19 protein-coding genes, 1 pseudogene and 2 riboswitches are annotated in these 19817 nt (G+C 71.5%); of the genes and pseudogenes, 8 read left to right on the forward strand and 12 right to left on the reverse strand.

Features of this window, described 5'->3' with window-relative positions; genetic code table 11:
- Both FH610_RS39035 and FH610_RS39040 read right to left on the reverse strand, forming a co-directional pair.
- A pseudogene (locus FH610_RS39035) lies at positions 1–703 on the reverse strand (hypothetical protein); the annotation flags it as partial.
- A gap of 147 nt (positions 704–850) precedes the next feature.
- Positions 851–1402, reverse strand: a complete 552-nt coding sequence (locus FH610_RS39040) for an amino-acid N-acetyltransferase (protein WP_139580276.1) — start codon at positions 1400–1402, stop codon at positions 851–853.
- A gap of 406 nt (positions 1403–1808) precedes the next feature.
- Positions 1809–1962: riboswitch (cyclic di-AMP (ydaO/yuaA leader) on the forward strand.
- Between the two features lie 59 nt (positions 1963–2021).
- Here FH610_RS39040 and FH610_RS39045 point away from each other — a divergent pair.
- A complete protein-coding gene (locus tag FH610_RS39045) occupies positions 2022–3071 on the forward strand; it encodes a C40 family peptidase (RefSeq protein ID WP_240809457.1) in 1050 nt (349 codons plus the stop codon).
- A 52-nt stretch (positions 3072–3123) separates the two neighbouring features.
- Here FH610_RS39045 and FH610_RS39050 read toward each other — a convergent pair whose 3' ends face one another.
- Positions 3124–3372 (reverse strand): helix-turn-helix domain-containing protein, encoded by a 249-nt coding sequence (locus FH610_RS39050; protein ID WP_139580277.1) that lies wholly within the window; start codon positions 3370–3372, stop codon positions 3124–3126.
- 72 nt (positions 3373–3444) lie between these two features.
- Entirely contained in the window at positions 3445–3855 is a 411-nt protein-coding gene (locus FH610_RS39055) for a winged helix-turn-helix transcriptional regulator (protein WP_139580278.1), read from the reverse strand.
- Between the two features lie 98 nt (positions 3856–3953).
- Here FH610_RS39055 and FH610_RS39060 point away from each other — a divergent pair, with 98 nt between their 5' ends.
- Positions 3954–4877 (forward strand): NADP-dependent oxidoreductase, encoded by a 924-nt coding sequence (locus FH610_RS39060; protein WP_139580279.1) that lies wholly within the window; start codon positions 3954–3956, stop codon positions 4875–4877.
- Positions 4878–4995: 118 nt separating this feature from the next.
- On the opposite strand, the gene lysS is transcribed toward FH610_RS39060, so the two are convergent.
- The 4 genes from lysS to FH610_RS39080 form a co-directional block, all read right to left on the reverse strand.
- Positions 4996–6681: a lysine--tRNA ligase gene (gene lysS / locus FH610_RS39065; RefSeq protein WP_139580280.1), complete on the reverse strand. Its 1686-nt coding sequence runs from the start codon at positions 6679–6681 to the stop codon at positions 4996–4998.
- Positions 6682–6740: 59 nt separating this feature from the next.
- Complete coding sequence (locus tag FH610_RS39070) at positions 6741–7523, reverse strand: type III pantothenate kinase (RefSeq protein ID WP_079319601.1); 783 nt, start codon at positions 7521–7523, stop codon at positions 6741–6743.
- A 7-nt stretch (positions 7524–7530) separates the two neighbouring features.
- Complete coding sequence (locus FH610_RS39075; RefSeq protein WP_139580281.1) at positions 7531–10047, reverse strand: L-aspartate oxidase; 2517 nt, start codon at positions 10045–10047, stop codon at positions 7531–7533.
- A gap of 66 nt (positions 10048–10113) precedes the next feature.
- Positions 10114–10764, reverse strand: a complete 651-nt coding sequence (locus FH610_RS39080) for a TetR/AcrR family transcriptional regulator (protein ID WP_139580282.1) — start codon at positions 10762–10764, stop codon at positions 10114–10116.
- Between the two features lie 60 nt (positions 10765–10824).
- On the opposite strand from FH610_RS39080, the gene FH610_RS39085 reads away from it, so the two are divergent.
- Positions 10825–11469 carry a class I SAM-dependent methyltransferase gene (locus tag FH610_RS39085; protein ID WP_139580283.1) on the forward strand — a complete coding sequence of 215 codons (645 nt, stop codon included), beginning with the start codon at positions 10825–10827 and terminating at the stop codon, positions 11467–11469.
- Positions 11470–11481: 12 nt separating this feature from the next.
- Here the strand turns inward: FH610_RS39085 and panC are convergent, their stop codons facing one another.
- Positions 11482–12336, reverse strand: coding sequence for a pantoate--beta-alanine ligase (gene panC, locus FH610_RS39090; protein WP_139580284.1), 855 nt, complete (start codon positions 12334–12336; stop codon positions 11482–11484).
- Complete coding sequence (locus FH610_RS39095; RefSeq protein ID WP_139580285.1) at positions 12327–13217, reverse strand: Rossmann-like and DUF2520 domain-containing protein; 891 nt, start codon at positions 13215–13217, stop codon at positions 12327–12329. The genes panC and FH610_RS39095 overlap by 10 nt, the downstream gene beginning before the upstream one ends.
- Positions 13218–13378: 161 nt before the next feature.
- Between FH610_RS39095 and FH610_RS39100 the strand changes: the two genes are divergently transcribed.
- Positions 13379–14359: an SAM-dependent methyltransferase gene (locus FH610_RS39100; protein ID WP_139580286.1), complete on the forward strand. Its 981-nt coding sequence runs from the start codon at positions 13379–13381 to the stop codon at positions 14357–14359.
- Positions 14356–14691, forward strand: a complete 336-nt coding sequence (locus FH610_RS39105) for an antibiotic biosynthesis monooxygenase family protein (protein ID WP_139580287.1) — start codon at positions 14356–14358, stop codon at positions 14689–14691. Before FH610_RS39100 ends, FH610_RS39105 begins: the two co-directional genes overlap by 4 nt.
- Here the strand turns inward: FH610_RS39105 and FH610_RS39110 are convergent.
- The gene (locus FH610_RS39110; protein WP_139580288.1) at positions 14671–15870 is read right to left on the reverse strand and encodes a cytochrome P450; all 1200 of its coding nucleotides are present in this window, start codon (positions 15868–15870) and stop codon (positions 14671–14673) included. The two genes, FH610_RS39105 and FH610_RS39110, sit on opposite strands and share 21 nt — an antisense overlap.
- A gap of 76 nt (positions 15871–15946) precedes the next feature.
- On the opposite strand from FH610_RS39110, the gene FH610_RS39115 reads away from it, so the two are divergent.
- Both FH610_RS39115 and FH610_RS39120 read left to right on the forward strand, forming a co-directional pair.
- On the forward strand, positions 15947–16624 hold the full coding sequence (locus tag FH610_RS39115) for a pentapeptide repeat-containing protein (RefSeq protein ID WP_139580289.1): 678 nt from the start codon (positions 15947–15949) through the stop codon (positions 16622–16624).
- A 60-nt stretch (positions 16625–16684) separates the two neighbouring features.
- Positions 16685–16800, forward strand: a riboswitch (SAM riboswitch).
- A 50-nt stretch (positions 16801–16850) separates the two neighbouring features.
- Positions 16851–18122, forward strand: a complete 1272-nt coding sequence (locus FH610_RS39120) for an aminotransferase class V-fold PLP-dependent enzyme (protein WP_420813771.1) — start codon at positions 16851–16853, stop codon at positions 18120–18122.
- A 41-nt stretch (positions 18123–18163) separates the two neighbouring features.
- Here FH610_RS39120 and FH610_RS39125 read toward each other — a convergent pair whose 3' ends face one another.
- The gene (locus FH610_RS39125; RefSeq protein WP_139580291.1) at positions 18164–18511 is read right to left on the reverse strand and encodes a helix-turn-helix domain-containing protein; all 348 of its coding nucleotides are present in this window, start codon (positions 18509–18511) and stop codon (positions 18164–18166) included.
- A 121-nt stretch (positions 18512–18632) separates the two neighbouring features.
- Between FH610_RS39125 and FH610_RS39130 the strand changes: the two genes are divergently transcribed.
- Positions 18633–19817 (forward strand): NADH-quinone oxidoreductase subunit D, encoded by a 1185-nt coding sequence (locus FH610_RS39130; RefSeq protein WP_139580292.1) that lies wholly within the window; start codon positions 18633–18635, stop codon positions 19815–19817.

The following is a 19817-nucleotide window of genomic DNA, read 5'->3' on the forward strand; positions in this document are numbered from 1 at the left end:
CGCCATAGCCCTGCTGCTGGCCGTAGTCCTGGGGGCCGGTCTGCTGGCCGTAGCCGCCCTGGGACGTCTGGCCATACTGCTGCTGGCCCTGCTGGGCGCCGTAGCCCTGCTGCGGGCCGGTCTGGCCGTAACCCTGCTGGCCCTGCTGAGCGCCATAGCCCTGCTGCTGGCCGTAGTCCTGGGGGCCGGTCTGCTGGCCGTAGCCGCCCTGGGACGTCTGGCCATACTGCTGCTGGCCCTGCTGGGCGCCGTAGCCCTGCTGCGGGCCGGTCTGGCCATAACCCTGCTGGCCATAACCCTGCTGGGCGTAACCCTGCTGCGGGCCGGTCTGGCCGTAACCCTGCTGACCCTGCTGGGCGCCATAGCCCTGCTGGCCGTACTGCTGCTGCCCGTAGCCCTGCTGCTGGGCGGCCTCCTGGCCATAGCCCTGCTGCGGGCCGGTCTGGCCATAACCCTGCTGGCCGTACTGCTGCTGGCCCTGCTGGGCGCCATAGCCCTGCTGCTGGCCGTAGCCGCCCTGCGCGGGGTCGTGGCCGGGCGGCTGCTGCGGGCCCGTGTGCTGTCCCGAGTGGCGGTAGCTGACGACCGTGACGTCGGGGTCGTAGTCCTGGGGCTGTCTGTCCGTGTTGTACCCGGGGTTCGATGGCGGCGGTGGCGTTCCGTCCGACTCGTCCTGGGGGTACGGCGGCTGTCCGGTGCTCACCGTGTCACCTCGTTTCGAAGACGCATGCGCCGAACGTCTGTAGCACACGCTGATATTGCCAAAAGTAGCGACAGGTGTATCAACAGTCACCTTTGCAGTAGTCGACAACCACCGTCAAGATCATCGATCAATGCTCATCAATCGTGATCAATGACGGTCGAGGTGCAGCAACATCCGGGTGTTCCCCAGCGTGTTCGGCTTGACGTGCTCCAGGTCGAGGAACTCGGCGACACCCTCGTCGTACGACGCGAGGAGTTCCGCGTACACCTCCTGGGAGACCGGGGTGCCCTGGATGGGCCTGAAGCCGTGCCTGGCGAAGAACTCCACCGCGAACGTGAGGCAGAAGACCCTCCGCACGCCGAGGTCCCTGGCGGTCTCGATGAGCGCGCCGACGATCCGATGGCCGATGCCTCCGCGGCGCGCCGCGGGGTCCACCGCGACGGTTCTGATCTCGGCCAGGTCCTCCCACAGCACGTGCAGCGCGCCGCAGCCGACGACCTGCCCGTCCGTCTCGGCCACCCAGAACTCCTGGACGTCCTCGTACAGCGTGACCGTGCTCTTCTTGAGCAGGCGGGGACCGACACCCGAGTACGCGTCGACGAGGCGCCGGATCGCCCGGACGTCCGGCGTCCTGGCCCGGCGCACCGTCACGGCCGTGGCACCCGACTCACTGGATGTCTGCGCGGCGACCTGCTCCATGACCGGCCAGCCTAGCCGGAGCGCGGCCGATCCCACGCGGCCGATCCCACGCGGTCGGCACGGAGTGCCCCCCACGGATAACGGTCATTCCCAAACGCCACACCCGACATGAGGTTTGACCGTCCGTAGCCGTCAGGATACGGACGGATGCCCGCCCGGCCCCTGAGGCGTCCATCCAGGTTCGTCCCACTTTTTCCAGCTGTCCGTGCCGCACATCGAAACTCTCGGATCGCTCCAAACACAGGTGAACGCGGATGTATCACTACCGAGCTCGTGACCCGACCGTGATCATTTGGTTGTCAAACGTAGACGGGTTTCGGAGTTCTGGTTGAGCAAGAACTCGCCGTGCACTATCGTCCAGCGACGATGCCGGTCATCGTGAGCGCTCACGGCGACCGGGCGCCGAATCTTCGAAGCACCGAGTGCGAAGGGGAGCCGGGGACCCAACTGCAGGATCAGGATCGGTTCGATCTCAGATCGTCAAGGGGTGAATCCACCAAGGTAGGGCTACTCCGGCCCGAACCCGTCAGCTAACCCGGTAGGCGCTCAGAAGTGCCCCTCCGTACGGCCCGTCCCGACAACGGGCCCGCCGAGGGGCACACGTGGGAGAGGAGCTCGGTTGCGCACGCGTGGAGGACGGCCGGCGGGCAGGCACGCCCGCGGCCGACGATCCGGATCCGGCACGGCCGGTCCGGGTGCCATCCGCCGTCTGGCGTTCGTCGGCGTCGCGATCAGCGCGATCACGTTCGGCGCCCCGGTGATCCGCGCCACCGCCGACCCCAAGCCGAGCCTCAAGGAACTCACGGCGCAGGTCGAGAACCTCTACACCGAGATCGAAACCCTCAGCGAGCAGTACAACGGCGAGCGCGTACGCCTGAAGGCGGCCGAGCGGTCCGCCGACCTCGCCAAGAAGAACCTCGCCAAGAGCGAGGCCGAGCTCGAGGTCCGCCGGCAGAAGGCGAGCGCTCTCGCGCAGCACTCCTACATGACCAACGGGCTCGGCAACGCGCTCGTGCTCATCGACAGCGACGCCGACCCCCGGCGCTACCTGGACCAGGCCTCCACGACGTACGCGCTGGAGCTGCAGCAGAGCCAGGAGGTCGCCGAGGTCACCAAGGCCATGGACGCCGCCGCACGGGCCAGGGAGAGCGCCTCCGCCCGGCAGGCCGAGGTCAAGAAGCTCCTCAGCGGCCTCGACTCGCGGCGCGACAAGATCACAAAACTGATCAAGAAGACCGAGAGCAGCCTCTACCGGCAGGTCTCCCAGACAATCGGCCGCGAGACGCGGACGAGGACGTCGTTCCCCGTCATCGGTGACGGCAAGGCCGCCCAGGCGGCGCGCTGGGCCCTCAGGCAGCAGCTCAAGCCGTACGTGTGGGGCGCCGAGGGGCCCGGCTCCTTCGACTGCTCCGGCCTGGTCATGGCGGCCTACCAGTCCGTCGGCATCAGCCTGCCCCACTACACGGGCGACCAGTGGACGGCCGGCACGCACATCCCCCGTGACCAGCTCCGCCCCGGCGACCTGGTGTTCTTCTACTCCGACCTACATCACGTGGGCATCTACATCGGCAATGGCTACATGATCCACGCGCCGCAGACGGGAGACGTCGTCCACATCGCGAAGATCGCCGGACGGCCGTTCGCGGGAGCGGTGCGCGTCGCCGACTGAGCCCCTCCTCTACAGAGGGGCGCCCGGCCCTTCCCCCGCAGGGCGAAGGCGGTCAGATGAGGCGGCGGCGTGCCGCCCAGGCGACGGCCTCGATCGCGGTCGCGACGCCGATCCGGTCGCAGATGCACCGCAGCCGACGCCGCACGGTGCGCCCGCTGACGTCGAGACTGCGGCCCACCCGGTCGGCGGTCACGCCCTTGGCCAGCTCCGCGAGAAGAAGTAGATCCTCTTCGGTGAGACCGGCACGATCAAGGTCCGAGGCGAGACTGTCACCTCGGTAGACGACCTCGGGAATACCCATCGTCCGCCTTCCCCACGACGATGCTTCGTCGGCCCACCCTTCAGGGAAGGTAAACGCCTCCCCTGAAGGTCGTCAAGGTTCGGAGTCGGAGCATCGGTCGTACGCCTCCCGGGCCGCCTCGACATCCTCCATGTGGATCTCGGCCCAGCGCTTGATCGCTTCCAGCAGCGGCATGAGGTCCTCGCCCAGGGGCGTGAGCCGGTAATCGACCCGGACCGGCACCGAGGGGGTGACCGCGCGGGAGACCAGGCCGTCGCGTTCCATCGTCCGCAGCGTCTGCGTGAGCATCTTCTGGCTGACGCCGGCGATCGTCCTCGCCAGCTCGCTGTAGCGGAGCGGGCCGCCGGCGAGCGCGGTGAGCGCCAGGCTCACCCACTTGTCGCTGAGCGTGTCGAGCAGCTTCCGCGACGGGCAGGTCGCGACGTAGGCGTTGTAGCGCTGACGCGCGTCCTCACGCCGCTCGGCCGCCGTCTGAGTGGCCATCGTCTTCCCTTCTCCTCCCTTACGCACTTCCAGGTGCCTTCTTACCGGCAGAGAGTAGCTCTTCGTACGCTCCTTGCCATACCCCCAAGGAGGAACTCATGAGAGCACTGGTGGCGCGAGACGGAGCCGTACGGGTCGTCGACGTGGCAGAGCCGGAGCCGGGGCCGGGGCAGGTGCGGATCAGGGTCGAGGCGGCGGCGGTGAACCCCGTCGACCTGGTCACGGCCGCGGGCGCCCTCGCCGACTACAAACTCATGCCGCACCAGGAGACGTACGCACTCGGCTGGGACGTGGCGGGTGTGGTCGATCGGACCGGCCCGGGAGTGACGGGCGTACGTCCGGGGGATCAGGTCATCGGGCTGTCGGACCGGCTGACGGACCCGCTCAAGGCCCAGGCGGACCTGGTGGTGCTGGACGAGACGGCGGTCGCGCCCGCGCCCGCCGGGGTGGCCGCGCCCGAGGCGTCGACGCTGCCGCTGAACGCGCTCACCGCCGTCCAGGCGCTCGACCTCGCCGGGCTCGCCGAGGGCGAGACCCTGCTCGTCACGGGAGCCGCCGGCGGCCTCGGCGGCTATCTCGTGGAGCTGGCCGTGGCGCGGGGGCTCAGGGTCGCGGCGGTCGCGGCGTCCGGCGACGAGCCGCTGGTGCGGGGCTTCGGGGCGGAGTGGTTCGTGCCGAGGGGCGCCGACCTGGCCGCCGCCGTCAGAGCCGTCGTTCCCGGCGGCGTGCACGGCCTGGTGGACGCGGCGGTCGTCGGCCTGCCCGCGCTGGACGCCGTACGCAACGGGGGCGCGTTCGTCGCCGTCGGCGCCGGGCTGGACCCCATCCCGCTGCGCGGCATCCGGGTCTCGACGGTGTTCGTCCGCGCCGACGCGGCCCAACTCCGGGACGTCGCGAAGCTGGCCGAGGCGGGGCGGCTGAGCATGCGGGTGGCCGGCACCTACTCACTGGAGCGGGCGGCCGAGGCACACGAACGCCTGCGGAAGGGCGGCCTGCGCGGCCGGCTGGTCCTGCTGCCCTGAACTCCTCCCTACCCGGAGTTGCCCGCCCTGGCTTGCCCTGGCACACGGCCGCGGGCCGGACGGCCATGCCGTCCGGCCCGCTCGCAGGAGATCGGACGCAGAGATCAGGAACGACCGATCAGGCGCGGCCGAGCAGCTCGCGCACCCGGTCGCGGCCCACGGCCAGCAGCAGCGTGGGCAGCCGCGGGCCGGTGTCGTGGCCGACGAGCAGCCGGTAGAGCAGGGCGAAGAACGCGCGCTGGGCGGCCTTCAGCTCCGGCGTGGCCGCCTTGGCGTCCATGTCGAGCCCGGCCTGCACCTTCGGCACGCCGTAGACGAGCGTGGTCAGCCCGTCGAGCGACCAGTGCTCGTCGAGGCCCTCCGCCAGCAGGCGCAGCGACTCGCGGTCCTGCTCGCCGAGCGTGTCGAGCAGTTCCTTGTCGGGCGTCTCGCGCACCTGCGTGCGCTCCTCCGCGGGCACGTACGTGTTCACCCAGTGCTGGGCACGGTCGAGCCGCGGCCGCAGCTCGTCCAGCCCGCCGATCTCCGGGTCGAACGCGCGCAGGATGCGCAGCGTCTGCTCCTCGTGCCCGGTGGCGATGTCCACGACCGAGGCGAGCGTCCGGTAGGGCAACCGCCGCGGCGTCTCCGGCAGGGCCCGGGAGGCCGTGCTCGACGCGCGGCGGTAGGCCGACTGGTCGGCCGGCAGCGCCGTGCCGTCCTGCACCTTCCTGGTCAGCGTGTCCCACTCGTCGTACATCCGCTGGATCTCCTGGTCGAAGGAGACCTTGAACGACTGGTTGGGACGGCGGCGGGCGTACAGCCAGCGCAGCAGCGCGGGCTCCATGATCGACAAAGCGTCGGCCGGGGTCGGCACGCCGCCCTTCGAGCTGCTCATCTTGGCCATGCCGCTGATGCCGACGAAGGCGTACATCGGCCCGATCGGCTGCGGAGCGCCGAACACCTCACGGACGATCTGGCCGCCGACGACGAACGACGAGCCCGGCGAGCTGTGGTCCACACCCGACGGCTCGAAGACCACGCCCTCGTAGGCCCAGCGCATCGGCCAGTCGACCTTCCACACCAGCTTGCCGCGGGTGTGCTCGGACAGCAGGACGGTCTCACTGTGGCCGCACACGCAGGTGTACGACATCGCGGTGGTCTCGTCGTCGTACGACGTGACCGTGGTCAGGTCGCGGTCGCATACCGAGCAGTAGGGCTTGTAGGGGTAGTAGCCCCCGGCACCGGAGCCGTCGTCCTCGCTCGCGGCCCCCGATCCCTCCAGGGCGGCGGCCTCGTCGGCGTCCACGACCTCCTTGGCCTTGGCCTTCTTGGTGCGGTACTGGTCGAGGATCGCGTCGATCCGCCGCCGCTCGCGCATGGCGAGCAGCACCTGCTCCCGGTAGGCCCCGGAGGTGTACATCTGGGTCTGGCTGATGCCGTGGAACTCCACGCCCAGCTCCGCCAGCGCGGCGATCATCGGCGCCTTGAAGTGCTCGGCCCAGTTCGGGTGATCGCTGCCGGGCGGGGCCGGGACGGAGGTCAGCGGCTTGCCGATGTGCTCGTTCCAGGCGGGGTCGATGCCGACCGGAACCTTGCGGAAGCGGTCGAAGTCGTCCCACGAGATGATGTGCACGCACTCGTAGCCGCGCCGCCTGATCTCGTCGGCCACCAGGTGCGGGGTCATCACCTCGCGCAGGTTGCCCAGGTGGATCGGGCCGGACGGGCTGAGGCCGGACGCGCAGACGACGGGTTTGCCCGGTGCGCGCCGTTCGGCCTCGGCGATGACCTCATCGGCGAAACGCGCCACCCAGTCGGCGTCCATCACGTCAGTCCTCTCTGAACGGGATCCTGCCTTCTATGGTCCCGTACGCGAGGGAGTCGTCAGGACGCGTTCCGGGCGTAGACCAGCCGCAGGCCGATCAGCGTGAGCCAGGGCTCGTGCACGTCGATCGTACGGGCCTCGCCGATGACGAGCGGCGCACCGGTGCCCGTGGCGACCACGGTGACGTCGTCGGGGTCGGAGGCCAGCTCGGCCGTCATGCGGTCCACGATGCCGTCGACCAGGCCCGCGAAGCCGTAGATGATGCCCGACTGGAGCGCCTCCACGGTGTTCTTGGCGATCACCGACCGGGGCCGGACCAGCTCGACCTTGTGAAGCTGGGCCCCGGCCGTGGCCAGCGCGTCCACCGAGATCTCCAGGCCGGGCGCGGTCACCGCCCCGACGTACTCGCCCCGGGCCGAGACGGCGTCGAACGAGGTGGCCGTGCCGAAGTCCACGATCACGCACGGCCCGCCGTACAGGGTGGTGGCGGCGAGCGCGTTCACGATGCGGTCGCTGCCGACCTCCTTCGGGTTGTCCATCCGGACCGGGACGCCGGTGCGGACGCCCGGCTCGACGACCACCGCCGTGACGTCGCCGTAGTAGCGCCTGGACATCTCCCGCATCTCGTTGAGCACCGACGGGACCGTGGAGCAGATCGCGATGCCGCTGATGTCGGCGTCCTTGAGCAGCGGCGACTGCCCGAGCAGACCCTGGAGCACCACCGCGATCTCGTCCGCCGTACGGCGGGGGTCGGTGGCGATCCGCCAGTGCTCGATCACCTCTTCACCCTCGAACAGGCCCAGCACCGTGTGGGTATTGCTGACGTCGATGGTGAGCAGCATTCCCTGATTATGCATCACGAAGATCTAGACCAAGGTCGAGTGCCGGGGCCGAGTGCGTGAGCGCGCCGATGGCCAGGTAGTCGACCCCGGTCTCGGCGACGGCGCGGGCGGCGTCCAGGGTCAGCCCGCCGCTCGACTCCAGCCGCGCCCGGCCGGCCACCAGCCGTACGGCCTCGGTGAGCTGGTCCACGGTGAAGTTGTCGAGCAGGATCTCGTCGGCGCCCTCGGCCAGGACCGGCTCGATCTGGTCGATCCTGTCCACCTCCACCTCGATCGGCAGGCCGGGGAAGGCCTGCCGTACGGCGCGGAACGCCTCGGCAACGCCTCCGGCGGCGACGACGTGGTTGTCCTTGATCAGGGCGGCGTCGTGCAGGCCCATCCGGTGGTTGACCCCGCCGCCGGCCCGGACGGCGTACTTCTCCATGGCGCGCAGCCCCGGCAGCGTCTTGCGGCTGTCGCGGATGCGGGCGCCGGTGCCCTCGACGGCGTCGACCCAGCGGCGGGTCTGGGTGGCGATGCCGGACAGGTGGGTGAGGAAGTTGAGCGCGGTGCGCTCCATCGTGAGCAGGTCCCTGGTCGCGCACCGCACGGTCATCACCACGTCGCCCGGGCGCACGCGGTCGCCGTCGGCGGCGTGCCGCTCGACCTCGACCGGCCCGGAGGCCTGGCGGAAGACGGTCTCGGCCACGGCCAGGCCGGCGACCACGCCCTCCTTGCGGGCCACCACGTCGGCGACGGCCCGCTGATCGGCGGGGATGGTGGCGACCGAGGTCACGTCCTGCCCCCCGGCCAGGTCCTCCTCCAGCGCGGCGCGGACGAGACCGAGCACGGCGTCCGGGTCGAGGCCGGTCTTGTCCAGCTCGGTCCGCAGTTCCTCGTGAGGCGTGTACGTCAAGGTCAGTCCCTCCGCCGTCAGGGCGATGTCGATGTGCGCCCGCCAGTGGGCGTCGTCGCGGTCGGGGTGGTCCTCCCGCCAGTGCGAGCCGCGGGTCTCCTCGCGCACGGCGGCCGCGGCGACCAGAGCGGAGGCCACCGTGAGGAGGTTGGTCGCCTCCCACGACTCGGTGCAGGGCTCGACCGCGACCGGCGTCCAGCGGGCGTCGGAGAGCGCGCGGGTGACCTGCGCGAGGCTCCGGTCGCTGCGCAGCACCCCGGCGCCCCGGCTCATGTGGCTCTGGACCCTCGGCCGCGTACGCGGGTCCACCAGGCCCTCGGGCCGATCGTCGGCCGGGACGGGCTCGCGCGGCGTGAGGTCCCGAGTCAGGTTCCCGGCCGCCAGATCGGCGGCGATGCGCTCGCCGTAGACGAGCCCTTCCAGCAGGGAGTTGGAGGCCAGCCGGTTGGCGCCGTGCACGCCCGTGCAGGCCACCTCTCCGCAGGCGTACAGGCCGGGCACGCTGGTCCTGCCGTGCAGGTCGGTGCGCACGCCGCCGCTCGCGTAGTGGGCGGCGGGGGCGACGGGGATGGGCTCGGTGACGGGGTCGATGCCGTGCTCGCGGCAGACGGCGAGGATCGTGGGGAACCTGGAGCGCCACTTCTCCTCGCCGAAGTGGGTGGCGTCGAGGTAGACGTGGTCGGCGCCGGTCCGCGCCATCTGTCGCATGATCGCCTTGGCGACCACGTCGCGGGGCGCGAGGTCGGCCAGCTCGTGCACACCCTGCATGAAGCGCTCGCCGTTCGAGTCGATCAGCACCGCGCCCTCGCCGCGCACGGCCTCGGAGACGAGGGGCTGCTGGCCGGTCGAGCCCTCCCCCAGCCACAGGACCGTGGGGTGGAACTGCACGAACTCGATGTCCCTGACCACCGCGCCGGCCCGCAGAGCCAGCGCCACGCCGTCTCCGGTGGACACCACGGGGTTGGTGGTGGCCGCGTAGACCTGGCCCATGCCGCCGCTGGCCAGCACCACGGCCCCGGCCCGTACGGCGCCGACGCCGTCGCGGGCGCCCTCCCCCATCACGTGGAGCGTGACCCCGCAGGCGTGGCCCTCGGCGTCGAGGAGGAGGTCGAGGGCGAGGGCGTGCTCGATGACCTCGATGCGGGGCTCGGCCAGCACCGCCTCGGCCAGGGCCCGCTGCACCTCGGCGCCGGTCGCGTCGCCGCCCGCGTGGACGATCCGGTTGCGGTGGTGGCCGCCCTCGCGGGTGAGCTGGAGCTCGCCGTCGGTGTCGCGGTCGAACTCGGCGCCGTGGCTCATCAGCCGCTTCAGCGCGTCGGGGCCCTCGGTGACCAGGACGCGTACGGCCTCCTCGTCGCACAGGCCGACTCCGGCGACGAGCGTGTCCCTCAGGTGCTCGTCGGGGGTGTCCTCGGGGTCGAGCACGGCGGCGATGCCGCCCTGGGCCCATCGGGTGGACCCGGCCGACAACACGTCCTTGGTGACCACGAGCACCCGCGCCCGGGGGTCGAGTTCGACGTGGCGCAGCGCCACGGTGAGGCCGGCGATGCCGGACCCGATAACGACCGCGTCGGCCTCGACGGTCCAGCCGGGTGCGGGGGCGGTGAGTCTGCGTGCGAGCGCCACCATGAGGGGATCCCCTTTCGTCATAATGACGATAACGCCCCCCCGGCGATGGTGCCGCCCCGGCCCCTCCTACGAGGGGCACGCCCCAGGGTCGGTGCAGAGCTGGACGGTCAGAGCGGCGCAGGCCCATTCCTCCCACCTGTCCGGCGACCAGCCGCGGTCCTGGACGAAGAGCAGGTACAGCTGCGGGCTGAGCAGGCAGAACAGCAGGTCCGCCGCCATCGCGACGGAGACGTCCGGCCGGGCGTCGGGTTTGCCTGCCAGCGCCTGGGCCGCGGCCTGCTGCACGATGTAGCGCGGATCGGGGCCGTCGGGCCATTGCGCGGCGATCTGCGGGTCGGCGGCCCCGGCGGACTCGATCATCGGCATGAGCGGGGCGACCCGGCCGAGGATCTCACTTGTGCCGCGGACGTGCGCCCGCAGCTGGCCGGCCGCGGTGGGCTCGGCGCACGCGGCGCGGAACCACTCACGGTCCATGACGGCCACCGGCTCGGCGTCGCCGGCGATGGACGTGTCGACGACGTCCTTGAACAGCGTGCGCTTGTTGCCGAAGACGAAGTAGACCGTCTGAACGGCCACGCCCGCTCGGTCGGCGACCTCCTGCAGGCTCGTCGCCCCGTAGCCCTGCGCGACGAACAGCTCCCGCGCCGCCTGGATGACCTTCTCCCGGGTGCGGCGTGAGCGCTCCGCCCGCTTGTCCGGCCGCTTGACGATGTCCATGGCGCGAGTATATCTCTAGAGTTCGTCACTAGAGTTCAACTCTAAGAACCTGGAGGGGCTATGGACAGGCCGAACACGGGCGCGGACGTTGATCAGGAGGAGGCCGTGCGCCGAGCGCTGGAGAAGTACTACCGGGACGGCAAGCCGCCGTGGGACACCGGCGTGACGCCGCCCGAGCTGGTCGCCCTGGTAGAGGGGCGCGGGGAAGGGCAGGGGGAAGGGCACGGTGCGCTGCCGCCCGGCCGCGCCCTGGAGCTCGGCTGCGGCACCGGAACCAACGCGATATACCTGGCCCGGCACGGCTGGGAGGTCGTGGCCGTCGATCTGGTCGACCGCGCGATCGAGCAGGCCCGGGAGAAGGCCGACGCGGCGGGAGTGGCCGTACGGCTGCTGCACGGAGACGCCACCCGGCTCGACGAGCTGGACGCGCCCGGCCCCTACGACCTGTTCTTCGACCTGAGCTGCTATTGCGGCATCCCGCCGCACCGCCGCGACGCCTACGCCGCCGGGCTCACCCGCCGCGCCGCTCCCGGCGCACTGCTGCTGATGTTCGTGTACGGCCCCGGAACGCTCGGCGACACGTTCGCCGGCGTCACCGCCGACGAGATGCGTGCCAGGTTCGCCGGTTGGGAGCTGATCGACGTCACGCCCGGCACGAACCCGTTCCCCACCTTCTGGTTCACACTGCGGGCCGGGGAAGCCTGAGGCGCCGCGCCCCTACAGGGTCAGGACCACGTTGTCGATGAGGCGGGTGGTGCCCACCTTGGCGGCCACGGCCAGGATCGCCTCGCCGCGGTGGTCGTCGCCGACCGGCGCGAACGTCGCGGGGTCGGCCAGGATCAGGTAGTCGAGCAGCAGCGGCGGGTCGAAGCGGGCGGCCTCCTCCAGCACGGCCCGGGCGGCGTCGAGGATCCCGGCCGGCCCGGCCGTCTGGGCCCGCGCCGCGCCGGCCCGCAGCGCCCGCGACAGCGCGAGCGCGGTGCGGCGGTCGGCCTCGGACAGGTACCTGTTGCGGCTCGACAGCGCGAGGCCGTCCTGCTCCCGCACGGTCGGGGCGCCGACGATCGACACCGGGACGTCGAGGTCGGCCACCATCCGCCGGATCAGCGCGAGCTGCTGGGCGTCCTTCTGCCCGAAGACCGCGACGTCCGGCCGCACCAGGTTGAACAGCTTGAGCACCACGGTCAGCACGCCGTCGAAGTGGCCGGGCCGGAAGGCGCCCTCGACCACCCCGCCCATGCCGCCGGCCGAGACCTCCACCTGGCGGTCCGGCAGGTACATGTCATCGGCCGAGGGCGCGAAGACCACGCCCACGCCCTCCTCCTCGCACACCTGGAGGTCGGCGTCGAACGTACGGGGATAGCGGGAGAAGTCCTCGTTGGGGCCGAACTGCAGGGGATTGACGAACACGCTCACCACGACGTGGTCGGCGTGCTCGCGCGCCAGCCGCATCAGCGACCGATGGCCCTCGTGGAGCGCCCCCATCGTGGGGACCAGGGCGATCCTCCCGGGGCCGAGCACGTCCCTCGCCTTGTCGAGGGCGGCGCGGTCGGCGGCGACGGTCAGGTCCATATGTTCCCTCCCAGGGCGTCCAGAAGGCGTTCGGCCGCCTCCGGCTTGAGCAGGCCCGCCGCGAGCGCCCGGTCGGCGGTGAGCCTCGCGAGGGCGACGTACGCATCCGCGGCCTCGGGGGCGGCCAGGATGAGCGCGTCGACGTGCTTGCGCACGGTGCCCGCGTCGCCGCGCACCACCGGCCCGGTGAGCCCGCTGATGCCGAGACGCAGCACGTTGTCGAGCGCCGCGCTCAGCAGGGGACCGAGCATCCGGCCCGGATGCTCCACGCCGATCTTCGCGAGCAGTTCCTGCGACTCGGCGACGAGCGTCACCATGTGGTTCGCGGCGCCGGCCAGGGCGGCGTGGTAGAGCGGCCGGTCCCGGTCGGCGATCCACACCGGCTCGCCGCCCATCTCGATCACCAGCGCCTCGGCCACCGGCCGCAGCAGGTCGGGCGCCGTGACGCCGAACGAGCAGCCGTTGAGCCGGGTCAGGTCGTCGCTCCTGCCGGTGAACGTCATCACGGGGTGCAGCGCGAGCGGCAGCGCCCCCGCCTCGGCCGCCGGGTCGAGCACGCCCAGGCCGTACGCGCCGCTGGCGTGCACGAGCAGCTTGCCGCGCAGGTCGGCGCCGGTGGCGGCGAGGCCGGAGACGAGACCGGGCAGCACGTCGTCCGGCACGGTCAGCAGCACGAGCTCGGACCGGGCGATCACCTCGTCCGGCCTGCTGAGCGTCAGGCCGAGGCGGTCTGCGGCCCGCCGCGCCGACGCGTCGGACACGCCGCTGGCCGCCACCACCCGATGACCCGCGAGCATGAGCGCGGCTCCGAGCACGGAACCGACCCGTCCCGCGCCGAGCACTCCCACGGCGAGCCGCGCCGGGCGGTCACTTGTCTCCATGACGCCTCCCCTCGGTTCAGCGTAGCGGCGGCGCTCCCGCCGGCCCGGGCGTGGCCCAACGGTCGGATTTTGTCCCGTTTCTCACGGGCCTATGTTGAGCCATAAGTACGAAAGTGACTACTTTTCGTCACGGCATCGGCGTGTCGGTAACCTAAAGCATCGTGGAGGTCACCTGGCGGGAGGCCATGCGACGGGCGCTCTACGGCGCGGAGGGCTTCTACCTGCGGGAGCGCCCCGACCGGCATTTCCGCACGTCGGTGCATGCCTCGCCGGCCTTCGCCGAGGCCGTGCTGCGCCTGCTCCTGCGGGTCGACGCCGCCCTCGGGCGGCCCGACCCGGTCGATCTCGTGGACATGGGCAGCGGCAACGGCCTGCTGGCCGCCCGAGTGCTGGCCGCGGCGCCGCCGGACCTCTCGAAGCGGCTGCGGGTCACCGCCGTCGACCTGTCCCCCCGGCCCGGCGATCTCGACCCGCGCGTCGCCTGGGAGCCGGAGGCGCCGTACGGGGCCGGCGGCCTGGTGATCGCCAACGAGTGGCTGGACAACGTGCCGCTCGACATCGCCGAGATGACGCCGGACGGCCCTCGCCTGGTGCTCGTGGACACCTCGACCGGCGAAGAACGGCTCGGGCCCGCTCCCGGCCCGGAGGACCTCGCCTGGCTGGAGCGCTGGTGGCCGCTGCGCTCACCGGGGGAACGCGCCGAGATCGGCCGCCCCCGCGACGAGGCGTGGGCCTCGGTGATCAGGCGGCTGGCACGCGGCACGGCGGTCGCCGTCGACTACGCCCATCTGGCCGGGCGGCGGCCCCCGCTCGGCACGGTCGCCGGATATCGCGACGGCTCGGCGGTGCCGCCGACACCGGACGGGTCGTGCGACATCACCGCCCACGTCGCGCTGGACGCCTGCGCGGCGGCCGGCGAGCGGGCGGGGGCGGAGGCGACCACACTCACCACGCAGCGGGAGGCGCTGCGGGACCTGGGAGTCACCGGCGCCCGCCCGCCGCTCGCGCTGGCGTCCACCGATCCCGCCGGGTACGTACGCGCGCTCGGCCGGGCCTCCCAGGAGGCGGAGCTGATCGACCCGGCCGGTCTCGGCGGCTTCGGCTGGCTCAGGCAGTCACGACATCGAGAGGAGAGATCTTGATCGCGAGAATCTGGCGCGCGAGCGCGACCCCGGAGGGCGCGGACGGCTACGAGCGGCATTTCACCGCGTCGGTCCTGCCCTCCCTGCGCGACGTGGACGGGCACCGTGGCGCGTACCTGCTGCGGCGGGGCGCCGCCGACGGGCGGGTGGAGATCCAGGTCATGACGCTGCGGGACTCGATGGACGCGATCCGCCGCTTCGCCGGGGACGACCCCGGCACGGCCGTCGTCGAGCCCGCGGCCCGGGCCGTCCTGCTCGGCTATGACACCACGGTCACCCACCACACGGTCGCTCACCACACGGGTGTCGTTTCAGACGGTGACCTTCAGTGACTCCAGGCCGCGCATGATGTAGCTGGGCTTCCAGGCGGGCTCCTCGGCGAGCTCCAGCTTGGGCGCCAACCGCAGCAGGGCGCCGAACGACTCCGCCATCTCGACCCGCGCGAGCGGCGCGCCGAGGCAGAAGTGGATGCCGGCGCCGAACGAGATGTGCGGGTTGTCCGCCCGGCCGATGTCGAGACGGTCCGGATCGGCGAAGACCTCGGGGTCGCGGTTGGCCGAGCCGAACAGCAGCGCGATCTCCACACCCTGGGGGATCGTCAGCCCGCCGATCTCGATGTCCTCCAGCACCCACCGCTCGAACATCTGTGCCGGGGTGTCGTAGCGCAGCAGTTCCTCGACCGCCGTCGGCATCAGGCCGGGGTCGGCGCGCAGCCGCTCCAGCTCGGCCGGGTTGCGGAACAGCGCCCACCACCCGCTGCCGGTGGCGTTGACCGTGGCCTCGTGCCCGGCGTTGAGCAGCAGCACGCAGGTGCCGATCAGCTCGTCCTCGGTCAGCCGGTCGCCGTCGTCGACCACCTGGGCCAGCGCCGAGATCATGTCGTCGCCCGGCCGCTCCCTGCGCGCCCTGGCCAGCTCGCGCAGGTAGGCGGCGAACTCCGACGCCGCGCGTACGGCCGTGTGCTGGACCTCAAGTGAGGGGTTCAGCTCGTACATCCCGCAGATGTCGGCCGACCAGGGGCGCAGCAGGTGGCGGTCGGCCTCGGGCACGCCGAGCATCTCGGCGATCACGGTGACCGGCAGCGGCTCGGCCACCTCCGCGAGCAGGTCGCCGCCGCCGCGCTCGACCAGTCCCTCGGTCAGCTCGGTCGCGATCTTCCGTACGCGGGGACGCAGCGACTCGACCATGCGGGGCGTGAACGCCTTGGACACCAGGCGGCGCAGCCGCGTGTGGACCGGCGGCTCGACGTCGAGCATCCCGGCCCGGATCACCCGCCAGAACGGTTCCTGGAACTCCGGCTCGGGCTCGCGGCCGAACGCCTCGTGCGTCGCCACGTGCAGGTAGGACCGGCCGAGACGCCGGTCGCGCAGCAGCGCGTTCACATCCGCATGGCGGGCGATCAGCCACTGCCCTGTCGGCTCGAAGAAGCTGACCGGATCGTTGTCGCGCAGGTCGCGGTAGGCGTCATAGGGGTACGCGATGAACTCGGAATTCCAGGGATCAAACTTCACAATGGACAACAATACGGATGAAAGGCCTCGCTTGGGAGTACGGGCGTACGGGTCCGTCGTGGCGTAGGTTGGGGCGATGCCGAAGCGCCGCGAACAGCATCGCAGGGAACCCCGCGAACTCGGCGAGTTGCCCTATGCCGACCACCTCGAGCCGTTCGAGGGCCGGCTCACTCAGGGCGGCGACTACGACACGGTCCTGTTCGACGGGCGGGAGTTCGAGGACGCCGACGCGTCCAACGCCCGGTTCATCGAGTCGGCGTTCGCCTCGGTGACGTTCGCCGGCGGCCGATACCGGCGCGCCCGGTTCTCGGACGTGTGGCTGAACGGCGTGCGCTGGGTGGGCGGCGACCTCACCGAGTCCGTCTGGGCGGACGCGGAGATCATCATGAGCGCCCCGGCCGGCACGGCGCTGCCCGGCGCCGAGATGAACCACGTGCTCTTCCACCGGTGCAAGCTCGACTCGGTCAACCTCCGCGCGGCCGACCTGCGGGAGGTCTCGTTCGTCGAGTGCACGCTGCGGGACGTGGATTTCGCGGGCGCCACGCTGACCGGCGTCGACTTCCCCGGCTCCACGCTGGAACGGGTGCGGTTCGACAAGGCGCGCATGTCCCGGGTCGACCTGCGCGGCGCCGTGTCCCTGGGCATCTCCGACGGCTACGACGCGCTGCGCGGCGCGACCATCAGCGGCGTCCAGCTGATGGAACTCGCGCCGATGTTCGCCCACATCCTGGGTGTCGCTGTCGACAACGACTGACTTCGCTCGGGTCGTCCGCACTTGCGGCCGGAGGGCGGTGTCGGGTTATAGTGCCGTCCAGGTCATGAGTGCCAGCGTCAAGCCCCGGCTTGCTGGCCGGCAACCCTCGCGCTCGCGGCGGGGTGCCCCGGGTGAGGACCGGGTCCGGCACGAGGTGTGCCGGGCAAGCGCGGGCTCCGCCTTTCCGATGCCATGGCCGGGGTCCCAACCCCGAGGAGGCATGGCGTTGTCCGCACTCACCTTCGTCCAGCAGGCCGTCAACCGCATCTCCGAGCCCGTACGCCTACCGGCTGTCGTGGGCGCCGACCTGGAGGTGCCGGTCAGGGGCGGCAGGCTCGTGGCGTACGCGAACCTCGATTACGCGGCGAGCGCGCCCTGTCTCGAGCCGGTGAACGCCGCCGTCGCGGCGGCGCTGCCGGCCTACTCCAGCGTCCACCGGGGTGCGGGCTACGCCTCGCAGCTCACGACGGCCAGGTATGAGCAGGCCAGGCACACTGTGCGGGCCTTCGTCGGCGCCCGCCCCGGCGACGCGCTGGTCTTCGTGCGCAACACGACCGACGCCATGAACCTGCTGGCCCGCAGCCTCCCCGAGGGCACCACCGTCGTCGTGTTCGAGACCGAGCACCACGCCTCTCTGCTGCCCTGGCCGAACGCCGTACGGCTCGCGCCGCCCGCCTTCCCCGGCGAGGCGATCCGGGCGGCCGACGAGGCGCTGGCCGCGATCGACGGCCCGGCCCTGCTCGTCGTGACCGCCGCCTCCAACGTGACGGGCGAGCTGTGGCCGATCGCCGGGCTGGCCCACATCGCGCACCGGCACGGCGCGCGGATCGCCGTGGACGCCGCCCAGCTCGTCCCCCACCGCGAGCTCAACCTGGCCGCGCTCGACCTCGACTACGTGGCCTTCTCCGGGCACAAGCTCTACGCCCCCTTCGGCGCCGGGGTGCTCGTGGGCCGCCCCGACTGGCTCGCCGACGCCGATCCGTACCTGCGCGGCGGCGGAGCCGTACGGGCGGTGGGCGAGACCACCGAGTGGAGCGACGACCCCGAGACGCGGCACGAGGCGGGCACCCCCAACGTGCTCGGCGCGATCGCGCTCGCCGCCGCCTGCGACGCGCTGACCGCGACCGGCTGGACCGCGCTGGTGCGGGAGGAGGAGCGGCTGCTCGCCCGCCTGCGCGCCGGGCTCGCCGCGATCCCCGGCGTGCGCGAGCTGTCGCTGTGGGGCCAGGACCACCCGCGTGTCGGCATCGTGTCGTTCACCGTCGAGGGTCGTACGGCCCGCGAGGTGGCCGAGGCGCTGTCGGCCGAGTGGGGCATCGGCGTCAGGGACGGCAAGTTCTGCGCCCACCCGTTCGTCCGCCACCTCCTCGGCGGCGGTGAGGACGGCGGCTGCGCGGACGGCACGTTCAGCGCCGTACGCGCCTCGATCGGCATCGGCACGACCACCGAACACGTCGACCGCCTCGTCGAGGCCCTACGCGAAATCGCCACCGCCTGAAGACGGAAAGTCAGGTTGGGGATCTCGCAAGAGGTCCCCGATCAAGCGGCATCCGTCGACTTCTCGCTGACAGGCAGGCGCAACGTCCGATCGCCGAAGTCGACGACCAGGTCCAAGCGGGCCCCGAGCGCCTCCACATAGCGAGCGATGACCTCGAGGGATGTGACCTCTCCATGCTCGATCTGTGAGATCCGGGCAACGCTCAGACCCATGACAGCCGCGACATCCCTCTGGCCGAGCCCAAGTTGCTTCCGCGCCTCGGCGAGCTGATGACCGCGCGCCTCGGCGAGAAGCTTTCTGGCGCCCTGCTCGATTACGGAAGGGGAGACGCCGGCCTCGTGCAGTTCCCGCTCAAGGTCGGCCCAGTCCCCCGGCACCCTCTTCGACATGTTCACTCCTCTTCGTCGCTGGTGTAGTCGAGGTACAGCTCCATTGCCTTCAGCATGAGACGGTGGTCGAGCTCGCGGGAGGCTTTCGCTCCCACGTGATGAGCGTGAAAGCATGGATGGCATGACGACCGAGCAGGAGGGCGGGCGCCGGGAACGCATCGTGGGGATCGGCGCGGGAGCCGACGCCGTGCAGACGAGGGAGCTGGCCACCGAGGACATGATCCTCAACATCGGCCCGCAGCACCCCTCCACCCACGGCGTGCTGCGGCTGCGGCTCGTCCTCGACGGCGAGCGCATCACGGCCGCCGAGCCGATCGTCGGCTACATGCACCGCGGCGCGGAGAAGCTGTTCGAGGTGCGCGACTACCGGCAGATCATCGTGCTCGCCAACCGGCACGACTGGCTGTCGGCGTTCGCCAACGAGCTGGGCGTCGTGCTCGCGGTCGAGCGCATGCTGGGCATGCAGCCCCCGCCCAGAGCGGTGTGGGCCAGGACGCTGCTGGCCGAGCTCAACCGCGTGCTCAGCCATCTCATGTTCCTCGGCAGCTATCCCCTGGAGCTCGGCGCGATCACGCCGGTCTTCTACGCCTTCCGCGAGCGGGAGACCCTGCAGCACGTCATGGAGGAGATCTCCGGCGGCCGCATGCACTACATGTTCAACCGGGTGGGCGGGCTGAAGGAGGAGCTGCCCCTGGGCTGGCTCGACCGCGTCACGGCCGCCGTCGCGGACGTGCGGCGGCGGCTGCCCGACATCGAGGAACTGATCGCCGGCAACGAGATCTTCCTGGCCCGCACCCGCGGCGTCGGCGTGCTCGACCGCGAGACGATCATGCAGTACGGCGTGAGCGGCCCCATCGCGCGGGCCTCGGGCGTCGACTTCGACCTGCGGCGCGACGAGCCCTACCTGGCGTACGGCGAGCTGCCGGTGAAGGTCGTGACCCGGTCGGCCGGGGACTGCCAGGCCCGGTTCCAGGTGCTGCTCGAACAGGTCAAGGTCTCCCTCGACCTGGCCGACGCCTGCGTCGAGCGCCTGCGGCACCTGCCGCCGGGGCCGATCAACCAGCGGCTGCCGAAGGTGCTGAAGGCGCCCGAGGGCCACACGTACGCCTGGACGGAGAATCCGCTCGGCCTGAACGGCTACTACCTCGTGTCGCGGGGCGAGAAGACGCCGTGGCGGCTCAAGCTGCGCAGCGCCTCCTACAACAACATCCAGGTGCTGCGGGAGATGCTGCCGGGCAACCTGGTCGCCGACATGATCGCGATCCTCGGCTCGATGTTCTTCGTGGTGGGCGACATCGACAAGTAG

The sequence above is a fragment of the Microbispora catharanthi genome (assembly GCF_006334915.2).
Taxonomy (GTDB): Bacteria; Actinomycetota; Actinomycetes; order Streptosporangiales; family Streptosporangiaceae; genus Microbispora; species Microbispora catharanthi.

What these genes read in the sequence shown, in the direction of transcription:
- FH610_RS39040 (WP_139580276.1), bottom strand. Translation starts at nt 1,402, where the DNA reads ATGGAGCAGGTCGCCGCGCAGACATCCAGTGAGTCGGGTGCCACGGCC.
- FH610_RS39050 (WP_139580277.1), bottom strand. Translation starts at nt 3,372, where the DNA reads ATGGGTATTCCCGAGGTCGTCTACCGAGGTGACAGTCTCGCCTCGGAC.
- FH610_RS39055 (WP_139580278.1), bottom strand. Translation starts at nt 3,855, where the DNA reads ATGGCCACTCAGACGGCGGCCGAGCGGCGTGAGGACGCGCGTCAGCGC.
- FH610_RS39060 (WP_139580279.1), top strand. Translation starts at nt 3,954, where the DNA reads ATGAGAGCACTGGTGGCGCGAGACGGAGCCGTACGGGTCGTCGACGTG.
- lysS (WP_139580280.1), bottom strand. Translation starts at nt 6,681, where the DNA reads ATGGACGCCGACTGGGTGGCGCGTTTCGCCGATGAGGTCATCGCCGAG.
- FH610_RS39070 (WP_079319601.1), bottom strand. Translation starts at nt 7,523, where the DNA reads ATGCTGCTCACCATCGACGTCAGCAATACCCACACGGTGCTGGGCCTG.
- FH610_RS39075 (WP_139580281.1), bottom strand. Translation starts at nt 10,047, where the DNA reads ATGGTGGCGCTCGCACGCAGACTCACCGCCCCCGCACCCGGCTGGACC.
- FH610_RS39080 (WP_139580282.1), bottom strand. Translation starts at nt 10,764, where the DNA reads ATGGACATCGTCAAGCGGCCGGACAAGCGGGCGGAGCGCTCACGCCGC.
- FH610_RS39085 (WP_139580283.1), top strand. Translation starts at nt 10,825, where the DNA reads ATGGACAGGCCGAACACGGGCGCGGACGTTGATCAGGAGGAGGCCGTG.
- panC (WP_139580284.1), bottom strand. Translation starts at nt 12,336, where the DNA reads ATGGACCTGACCGTCGCCGCCGACCGCGCCGCCCTCGACAAGGCGAGG.
- FH610_RS39095 (WP_139580285.1), bottom strand. Translation starts at nt 13,217, where the DNA reads ATGGAGACAAGTGACCGCCCGGCGCGGCTCGCCGTGGGAGTGCTCGGC.
- FH610_RS39115 (WP_139580289.1), top strand. Translation starts at nt 15,947, where the DNA reads ATGCCGAAGCGCCGCGAACAGCATCGCAGGGAACCCCGCGAACTCGGC.
- FH610_RS39125 (WP_139580291.1), bottom strand. Translation starts at nt 18,511, where the DNA reads ATGTCGAAGAGGGTGCCGGGGGACTGGGCCGACCTTGAGCGGGAACTG.
- FH610_RS39130 (WP_139580292.1), top strand. Translation starts at nt 18,633, where the DNA reads ATGACGACCGAGCAGGAGGGCGGGCGCCGGGAACGCATCGTGGGGATC.